1 protein-coding gene is annotated in these 1,831 nt (G+C 72.5%); it reads right to left on the bottom strand.

The genetic code is table 11. The features are described from left to right. Nucleotides 1-31: 31 nt before the first annotated feature. Nucleotides 32-1,627 carry a DEAD/DEAH box helicase gene (locus tag ACFWEP_RS34460; protein WP_387376216.1) on the bottom strand — a complete coding sequence of 532 codons (1,596 nt, stop codon included), beginning with the start codon at nucleotides 1,625-1,627 and terminating at the stop codon, nucleotides 32-34. Nucleotides 1,628-1,831 lie beyond the last annotated feature (204 nt).

Raw genomic sequence — 1,831 nt, 5'->3', positions numbered from 1 at the left:
GGCGGGGGCGCTGTCCGTGCGTACGGGCTGCTTACGCGGCGCGGTTGGCGCGGCGCACCGCGGCGGCGGCGCGGGCCTCGGGCGTCGCCAGGTCGGTGCGGCGGCTCCGGCCGGAGCCCGAGCGGGCACCGGCGCCGGGGCCCCGGCCGCGGCCCATGAAGGCACCGCCGCGGGACTTGCCGGAGGACTTGGGGCGCTCGGACGGCGGGCTGGAGATGACGACCGGGACGCCGGACGGGGTCCGGGCGCCGGTGATCCGGCTCAGCTCCGCCTCGCCGGACCGGACCTGGGCGATCTGCGGGGTGATGCCCGCGTCCTGCATCAGACGGGTCATCTCGCGGCGCTGGTTCGGCAGCACCAGCGTGACGACGCTGCCGGACTCGCCGGCGCGCGCGGTACGCCCGCCACGGTGCAGGTAGTCCTTGTGGTCGCTCGGCGGGTCGACGTTGACGACCAGGTCGAGGTTGTCGACGTGGATGCCGCGCGCCGCGACGTTCGTGGCGACCAGCACGGTGACGTGCCCGGTCTTGAACCGGTCCAGGGTGCGGGTGCGCTGCGGCTGCGACTTGCCGCCGTGCAGCGCGGCGGCCCGGACACCGCTGGCCAGCAGGTGGTCGGTGAGCCGGTCCACCGCGTGCTTGGTGTCCAGGAACATGATCACGCGGCCCTCGCGGGCGGCGATCTCCGTGGTGGTGGCGTACTTGTCGGCGCCCTGCACGTAGAGCACGTGGTGCTCCATCGTGGTGACGGCACCGGCGGCCGGGTCGACCGAGTGCACGACCGGGTCGTGCAGGTAGCGCCGGACCAGCAGGTCGACGTTCTTGTCGAGGGTGGCCGAGAAGAGCATCCGCTGCCCCTCCGGGTTCACCTGGTCGAGCAGCTCGGTGACCTGCGGCATGAAGCCCATGTCGGCCATCTGGTCGGCCTCGTCGAGCACCGTGATGGTGACCCGGTCGAGCTTGCAGTCGCCGCGCTCGATGAGGTCCTTGAGCCGGCCCGGCGTGGCGACGACGACTTCGGCACCGCCGCGCAGCGCGCTGGCCTGCCGGCCGATCGACATGCCGCCGACGACGGTGGCGAGCCGCAGCTTCAGCGACCGGGCGTACGGGGTGAGCGCGTCGGTCACCTGCTGCGCCAGCTCACGGGTGGGCACGAGGACCAGGGCGAGCGGCCGGCGGGCGTCCGCGCGGCGGCCTTCGGTACGGGCCAGCAGGGCGAGGCCGAAGGCCAGCGTCTTGCCGGAGCCGGTGCGGCCGCGGCCGAGGACGTCGCGACCGGCGAGCGAGTTGGGGAGGGTGGCCGCCTGGATCGGGAACGGCACGGTGACCCCCTCGGCGACGAGCGTCGCCTTCAGGGGCGCGGGCAGCTCCATCGCGTCAAAGGCCTCGACCGCCGGGAGACCCGGGTTGATCGTGACGGGCAGGGCGAACTCGCTCTTGCCCGCGGGCCTGCGGCTGCCCTGGCCGCCGGAGCGGCGCGGTCCGCCGCCGGAGCCGCCGGGACGGCCCCCGCCGGAATACCTCGAGCCGCCGCCGAAGCCGGAGCCACCACCGGAGGAGGAGCCGGAACCACCGGATCGGGTGCGGGAAAACCTGTCGTTCGAGCGGGGCGTGCGATCGCGGTTCATGGAGAACCTTTCCTCGATGGGCACGTATCGAGGGATTCCCTGTGGAGAGCGACGACCGAAAGGGCGCCCAGAATCGCAAGAACGAGCCGATGAACGGGACAAATACGGAAACAGGAGAACCGGGAGCGGAACTCCTGTTGAAAAACGTGAAACGCCGGATGAACGGGCGAAAAAGAAATCCGGCCCAGGGACATCATCCCGCAC

Origin of the sequence: Streptomyces sp. NPDC060198 (assembly GCF_042728415.1) — a bacterium.
Taxonomy (GTDB): domain Bacteria; phylum Actinomycetota; class Actinomycetes; order Streptomycetales; family Streptomycetaceae; genus Streptomyces.
Note: the sequence above shows the minus strand (reverse complement) of the source record. Positions and strands in the feature narration are given on the sequence as shown.

Excerpts from the sequence above, each read along its gene's own strand:
- ACFWEP_RS34460 (WP_387376216.1), bottom strand. The coding sequence starts at position 1,627 with ATGAACCGCGATCGCACGCCCCGCTCGAACGACAGGTTTTCCCGCACC.